The organism is Morganella morganii H1r, from assembly GCF_000633515.1.
In the GTDB taxonomy this organism is placed as follows: domain Bacteria; phylum Pseudomonadota; class Gammaproteobacteria; order Enterobacterales; family Enterobacteriaceae; genus Morganella; species Morganella morganii_B.
Genome location: NZ_AYMP01000115.1, coordinates 1 through 716 on the forward strand (window position 1 = coordinate 1; position 716 = coordinate 716).

Consider the following 716-nt stretch of genomic DNA (forward strand, 5'->3'; position numbering starts at 1 on the left):
CCATCTGATAGCTGATCGTGAATACCAGTGCGTGCTGTGTGGCGGCAGGATGGTGTTTAACAGCGCGGAAGCGGGTATCAGGGCAGAAAGATTGCTGGAGATGCGGCGTCAGGAATTTAAAAAGCAGCAATGGCTGCGGCAGGCGGCATAGGGAAGATCGGCTTAAAATTCAGGTTGTTGAATAAAAAGCAGGCGATGTGATGAAAATAAAGGCGGCCGCTCAGAGAAGAAATCGGAGATCGGTCATCCGTGTAAGAAATTAAGGTCAGAAAAAAGAATGAAAACAACATTCAATTAATGAGATGGTCACTCCCTCCTCTTGGACACTATGCTGATAACAGGCTTAATTCGGAGAATCACCATGGAAAATATTGCGCTTATTGGTATCGATCTGGGTAAAAATTCCTTTCACATCCATTGTCAGAATCGGCATGGTAAAGCGATTTATCGGAAAAAATTCACCCGGCAAAAACTGTATGAATTTCTTGCAACATGCCCGGCGACAACCATTGTAATGGAGGCCTGTGGTGGCGCTCACTTCATGGTGCGCAAACTGTCCGAGCTGGGGCACACGCCAAAGCTGATATCCCCACAGTTTGTTCGCCCATTTGTCAAAACGAACAAAAATGACTTTATTGATGCAGAAGCCATCTGTGAAGCGGCATCGCGACCGTCCATGCGATTTGTGAAGCCCCGCACGGAGTCTCAGCAGGCAA

The 716-nt window shown here is 47.3% G+C and carries 1 protein-coding gene; it reads left to right on the plus strand.

The window, feature by feature from the left end:
- Nucleotides 1–361: 361 nt before the first annotated feature.
- The coding region (locus tag U868_RS0123270) for an IS110 family transposase (protein WP_025155369.1) at nt 362–716 on the plus strand (355 nt) is incomplete at its 3' end.